This is a genomic window from Synechococcus lacustris str. Tous (assembly GCF_003011125.1).
Classification (GTDB): Bacteria; Cyanobacteriota; Cyanobacteriia; order PCC-6307; family Cyanobiaceae; genus Synechococcus_D; species Synechococcus_D lacustris.
The window spans coordinates 1-5,779 of sequence record NZ_PXVC01000098.1 but is presented as its reverse complement, the minus strand read 5'-3'; the positions used below and the strand labels follow the sequence as shown (position 1 = coordinate 5,779).

Genomic DNA, 5,779 nt, shown 5'->3' with positions numbered 1-5,779 from the left:
TAATTATTGCGTTAATAGCAAATAACATGAGGCATCTGTTCGATTATCAAATAAATCGATTAGGATATGTTGATGTTGATTGAGATCCAATTGAAAACTTTTGCAATACTAAGTGGCTGTGCTGCTTTATTTATTGCGCCCCTTGCTGCTGATGCGCAATTAAGACGTGCTGGTGCCCCTGGTATCCCAGCAGCAGGAGAACCTGGCTATGGGGATGCTGATGATTTTGGATTTGGCGCAATTGGCAATCCARTTGGMGCACCTGGTATTCCTGCAATTGAGTCGGGTGTAAATCTTGGTGGACCAATTAATAGGCGTGGGTTCCGGTAAAAAGAGGCTTGCGTGATGCTGATTCCTTTGCGATGCTAAAAGCCCGATCTAGTACAGATGAGCTGGYTTGAGCTGGAGCGTTTAGTAGAAGATGCTGAAAAGGAACCCCAGCTTGCAAGTGCCCTGCGTCATTGCCGTAGCAATCCAGAACTAGTGCTAGCGGCAAGAAGGCTTGGTTATCGAATCACTCGGGTTGATCTAGTGCAAGCAAGGCTTGCTGATCAAAAAGAACATAAACAACAAAATCATGTTGTACGTTTGAGTTATTAGCAATTTTATTGACTTAGGGCTGAATTCAAAGATATCAATGCTCAAGTAAATTCAGAATAAAGAGTTGCCTAACAATCTTCATGAAAAGTTAGGGCCACATTTTATTTAACTTGATGACATTAAAATTCTCTAACGCTTGCCATCACCTGGCCGAAGCAAGCCTCTATACAGCGAACATCGCCTGAAGAACACCCAGCAGCTCATTGAGCGCAGTSTCCGACAGYCTCCCCAAATGCTTRACGAGACGYTCCCTATCAACAGCTCTCAGCTGATCAGCMACAACATGACCGTCWTTACCATCAAACGTGCAACGCACTCGAAAAGGGTATGGATGACCGCCAGTTGTGAGCGGCGCAACGATGAAAGTGCGTAGGTGAGAATTCAGMTCGTCCGGCGAAACGATGACACAAGGCCTCGTCTTTCTGATTTCAGATCCGCGAGTTGGATTCAACGYRACAAGGAAGATATCGCCTCTTGAGACGTGTTCTTCAGTCACCAGSACCACTCTTCATCATCAAACCGAGTAGCGGTCATCTCATCGATAAGKCCCTCCGACTGGAACGCTGCCGCCGCCTCTGCCCAGCCAGCCCTCGGTTGAGCCAACGGCCTAATGGTTAAAACCCCTGGAGCTACCTCGATCTCAACTTCGTCAGCCAGCCCCGCAACCTCAAGCATCGGCTTGGCGAGACGGACCCCTYTCGAGTTGCCGATTTTGACCAGCTTCGCTCGAACCATGGCCACGGCCYTCAAACGTACTCACATTGTAGCCACGCACGCGACTTCYGCGCATCTCCCAACTCTGGCTTCTCGGCTTCTATTTGTTACTGAATCTATTACACTAAATTAAGGCGGATGACAYATAAACATCCGCTTATCGTTACCTCATTTCTTGGCTAACATAATGCCAGTCATTCGTCCAGCCTCAGAAAGATTTCACACTCAAATTGATTGGCTTGATAGTTGGCATTCGTTTTCATTTGGGAATCACTTTGATCCAAAGTGGGTTGGTTTCGGTCCCCTACTAGTGATTAATGACGATACGGTCTCCCCTAGAAGAGGCTTTGGCATGCATCCTCATCGAGATATGGAGATAATAACCATCATGGTTGAGGGTGAGCTACAGCACAGTGATTCCATGGGCAATACCGAGCAGCTGCGCCCAGGTGAAGTGCAGAGAATGAGTGCAGGAAGAGGTTTGGTCCATAGCGAGCAGAATGCATCTGATACTTCTTGTMGATTGTTGCAGATTTGGATAGTGCCAGAGACAAAAGGAACACCACCAAGTTATGAGCAAAAACTATTTGATTATTCCGGCGGATGGACATGTATTTTAGATCCCAATAAAAATCATGACACAATGGCTATAAATCAAAATGTTAGGCTGTGGCGAAACAAGCTTGTTTCTCAGCAAAAAATTGATTGGCCAACACGCATCGATGGYGAGAAAAAGATTTGGATGCAGATGATTGATGGCACTCTGCARATTCCTTGGTTATTAAACAAAGGGGATGGTATAGGTTTTAGCTATCCTGAAGATCTTCCACAGGCAGAGGCTGGCGAGCAAGGGGCAGATGTATTGCTTTTTGAGATCAATTAGATGCCATATTTATTTGTWTTTAACTAGAGGATGCAGKTAATTYATGYCCACTTGGCTGGTATAGCTCSAGTGATTATTGCGTTAAAAGCATGCGTTCCAAGCAGTCGCGAATGCTTTCGAGGTATAGAAGATCTTTATTCAAAGTTTCAATGCCTGATCCAGGATCTGCTTGCGAATGAGCGAATGCAGTGTTTCCACTTCGGTGACATCCACCGAATAGCCCAGTAAGTCCTCGAGGTCTTGGCGCAAACCAATCAACCCCAGCAGTGACTGCTCTGCAGCCAGGTCAACCAGCAAATCGAGGTCGCTGGCAGGGTGCTCCCGTCCCGTGGCGATCGATCCATAGATCCTCAGGTTGGATGCGCCATGGCGTGTTGCTACTGCAAGCACCTGCGGTTTTAAGGCATCCAGCTCTGGATACTTAGCTATCCAATAAACTTTCTAATTWGGCTTTGGTGCAACYAKTTTTGGTGCAATCTCTACACCGAGTTCACATCTTAATTTAGCTTCTTCTAAACTATATGGCTGTTCCAGTTGCACCTGAGATTTAGYACACCATGCTTGCCTAAACCACTCATAGGATCGCTCTCCTGATCCAAACATACCTGCATATTTATCGCTTTGTCTTCTGTAAGGACCTTTTTGAAAAGCTGAACACCCAATCTGGTCCCAAGTTTTTCCTTCCATCCATCTACTTGTTTCATTGCCAACATCAACTAAAAACTTTCCATCTTCYTCCTTGATTGAAAATGCAACGTATGGAGTGCCTGCTAGAGATTTAACGCAATCCATCATGCTCATTTTACGGCATTCACTCAATGCCATATCTGGTGATACTTTAAGGTCAAGATAAGTTTTCATGCACTTGGTTARAGCTGCATCTTGAGCATGTGATATGTTGCCAGYAATGGCAAAACCTAAAAATGYAGAAGCAAGAATAAAATATTTTGCTCTTTTCACTTTTTTTTGATCAATWAATTATTACCTTAATGAGGMTATTATTGATTGCATTAAGCTGTATTAATTGTTTATACTCTTMCTAGGTTTTGGGTGGAATGAATTTGGATTTATTCCCATAGGAACAGGGAACAGCCCCGCCAAGAACCCGATGAATGGATCGCCGAACGCCGTTAGAGATACGAAATGCAGAGGGCTTAGCAAGCTCAGTTACCCAACCGTTTTGCCCGAGTATTWACATCACAACCAGGATCCTTCGGTAACGACTGCGAAGGTTTCTGAYGGCCTTAGTTTATGAATAAGCTAATTAAAATTGAGATCCGATGGCACTTGAAACACCCAGCCCAAGATCCTTGAGCACTTCCCARGCCTCGTGGTGCCCACCTGAGTGCTCGAGTATTTGCTTGGGCAGCACTTGATTYCTCAGGTAGAACATCTTAAAAACGTTATGAATATTGGTGTGTCCGTAGGGAATTAACAAATGGATRGCACCCASCKCTGGATACCTGACTGTTATGTTCGTTGCTCATTACCAGCTCRCGGCGATCTGAGGAATAAAAATACTTGATTACTCAATAGCAAGGAAGGTGATGGGGTGAAGGTGCTGCTGGCCAACTGGGTTAGGCCCTGCGYCAGCAGTTGCCSAATGATGTTTTTGCAACTGCACAGATCTATCTCATGTATTCGCTGTAGATAAACGCGCAACAAGTTGCTCAACCAGATCCTCAACGGCAGYTTSAAGCAAAGAAATAGGGTCGTGAGCCAAACCACCCTCTCCCAGATCCTTGATCTCCCAGAATTGAATTTTTRACTCCCACTCAGGAAATTTRTCGCGAACCATTGGTTGGTGGGCATGGGCATCAACGGCCACAATCAGATCTGCGCTCCGRAAGATCTCCTCTGTCGCCTGACGAGGYWGTGGTAGTGMGGCAAAATCAAGGTCAAGACCGCGATCACGAAGGGCAGCAATCGCTTCTGCAGCCATCGGGCCAACATTGCTATTASMAGCGAACACRTTTAGTCCTGCAGAAGCTGAARTGCACTTACCTTGCAAAGAACTCAAGTTGATACATCGATTAAACCAGTACTCAGCGAAACGACTGCGGAAATAATTACCTGTGCACAGRAACAGAACGTTATACATAATCTTKTTCAAGATAAACTCTCTAGCAGTATGGACGGTACTCGCATTAATGAATGCAATTTAACGATCACCAGCACGTTTCAGCCTATCTCTTGACGGAGAAACTGGATCAGTTGGGCCCAGGCTTGATCAGCACACTCGGGATCCCAGCGCTCACCGTCATCGCGCATAAAGGTGTGATTGGCTTCATAGAGAAGCGTGCGATGGCGAAGATCCGGCAAAGCTGCCAGGGTTGCCAAAATTGTTTCACGTGCCTCGGAGGGAACATGCGGATCAAGGCTGCCGAAGATCGTGAGCAAGGCACCTCGGATGTAACTGGCTCGCTGCAGTGAATCAGCGATTCCCTGGCCAACTTTGCCGTCTTGTAAACCGGTTGGGTACACACATGCASTGCACTTAACCTCCGGCCTTAGCGCAGCGCGGAAAGCGAGATGGCCGCCGATGCAGAAGCCGATGGCACCCAGGCACCCTTGATCAACCCCGGGATCTGCAGCAAGCCAAGAGAGAACGGCTGCGGAATCTGAGTCGTAATCAGATACAAGGGTTCTGCTGGCATTGTTGTTGCCCCGCARGCGCCCTATGTCATCYGGCTCKATGACCGATCCGATCGGTTCAAGGCGATGAAAGATTTCCGGTGCAGCCACCACGTAGCCGTAGCCAGCAAGGCGATCAGCTAATCGCTTGATCGGATCCCCTAACTGATAAATGTCGGAGTAGAAGAGGATTCCAGGCCAACGACCCTCCAGCCTCGGCCTGGCCACATGCAGGCGCATCAAACTACCGTCAACGGTTAAGCCGATTGTGTTGCGCAGGATCTGCATCTTTTTGTCTCAAGTTTATAAGTATCAATAGATRAAAAAGCTTCTTTGATGCACTGAAGGAGCTGGGCCGCTTGGTTGAGGCGACGGTCGWARCAAGCGAAGAGAACGSTCTGTTCAGCGTTGACATGGAGCTCATGGGCTGCGGCGAGCTGCACGCTGTCGTATCCGCGAAGGGCAAAGACTTCGGCAAAGCGCCCAGCCGTTTCTACCAATGGCTGGCTCACTTCAACAATGGTGAAGGTTCTCCATGATTGGATCAGGTGCTGCCGAGCCCGTTCGAGATCTTCATTGCAAACCGGGTCTTCCCGTTGGAGGCGAGCAAGGGCAGCCATTGTTTCGGCCCAACTGATCCGGCAGACCCCGATGGCATCAACAGTGGTGCTGATCTGCCGCATCTGATCTGATTGGGCTTCRTCAACCAGCAACTTCATCAGGGCGCTGGTGTCACAAAAAAGGATCATCAGCTCAACCCCGATCCTCAATCACGATTTCGCTGAGCAACTTCACTTGCCCCCGCAACTTCACGGGAGGGGGCAAATTGGGCTTCTCACCGTTCCAGCTGATCAGGCCCGCATCAATCGCTTTTTGCAGCGGGCTGGTTATCCCTGAGTCTGCTGGCTTCACAGCGGTGATGCGGGCGATGGGTTTGCGATATGAGGT

Annotated in this window: 9 protein-coding genes; 2 read left to right on the top strand and 7 right to left on the bottom strand. The window is 47.8% G+C overall.

What is annotated here, in order from left to right; all coding sequences use genetic code 11:
* Positions 1-387: 387 nt before the first annotated feature.
* Positions 388-600, top strand: coding sequence for a Nif11-like leader peptide family natural product precursor (locus C7K08_RS12370; protein WP_106500892.1), 213 nt, complete (start codon positions 388-390; stop codon positions 598-600).
* 163 nt (positions 601-763) lie between these two features.
* Here C7K08_RS12370 and C7K08_RS12365 read toward each other — a convergent pair whose 3' ends face one another.
* Positions 764-1,096, bottom strand: coding sequence for a type II toxin-antitoxin system PemK/MazF family toxin (locus C7K08_RS12365; RefSeq protein ID WP_206603854.1), 333 nt, complete (start codon positions 1,094-1,096; stop codon positions 764-766).
* A gap of 405 nt (positions 1,097-1,501) precedes the next feature.
* Between C7K08_RS12365 and C7K08_RS12355 the strand changes: the two genes are divergently transcribed.
* On the top strand, positions 1,502-2,197 hold the full coding sequence (locus C7K08_RS12355) for a pirin family protein (RefSeq protein ID WP_106500890.1): 696 nt from the start codon (positions 1,502-1,504) through the stop codon (positions 2,195-2,197).
* A gap of 138 nt (positions 2,198-2,335) precedes the next feature.
* On the opposite strand, the gene C7K08_RS12350 is transcribed toward C7K08_RS12355, so the two are convergent.
* The 6 genes from C7K08_RS12350 to C7K08_RS16090 all read right to left on the bottom strand — a co-directional run.
* Positions 2,336-2,587: a nucleotidyltransferase family protein gene (locus C7K08_RS12350; RefSeq protein ID WP_241537248.1), complete on the bottom strand. Its 252-nt coding sequence runs from the start codon at positions 2,585-2,587 to the stop codon at positions 2,336-2,338.
* A 51-nt stretch (positions 2,588-2,638) separates the two neighbouring features.
* Positions 2,639-3,058, bottom strand: coding sequence for a hypothetical protein (locus C7K08_RS15260; protein ID WP_133165257.1), 420 nt, complete (start codon positions 3,056-3,058; stop codon positions 2,639-2,641).
* Between the two features lie 772 nt (positions 3,059-3,830).
* Positions 3,831-4,298 (bottom strand): arsenate-mycothiol transferase ArsC, encoded by a 468-nt coding sequence (locus C7K08_RS12340; protein WP_106500887.1) that lies wholly within the window; start codon positions 4,296-4,298, stop codon positions 3,831-3,833.
* A gap of 80 nt (positions 4,299-4,378) precedes the next feature.
* Entirely contained in the window at positions 4,379-5,119 is a 741-nt protein-coding gene (locus C7K08_RS12335; protein WP_106500886.1) for a dienelactone hydrolase family protein, read from the bottom strand.
* Positions 5,089-5,514, bottom strand: a complete 426-nt coding sequence (locus C7K08_RS12330; RefSeq protein WP_241537249.1) for a type II toxin-antitoxin system VapC family toxin — start codon at positions 5,512-5,514, stop codon at positions 5,089-5,091. Before C7K08_RS12330 ends, C7K08_RS12335 begins: the two co-directional genes overlap by 31 nt.
* A gap of 70 nt (positions 5,515-5,584) precedes the next feature.
* Positions 5,585-5,779: type II toxin-antitoxin system prevent-host-death family antitoxin (locus C7K08_RS16090; protein WP_193464836.1), on the bottom strand; the 195-nt coding region annotated here is incomplete at its 5' end.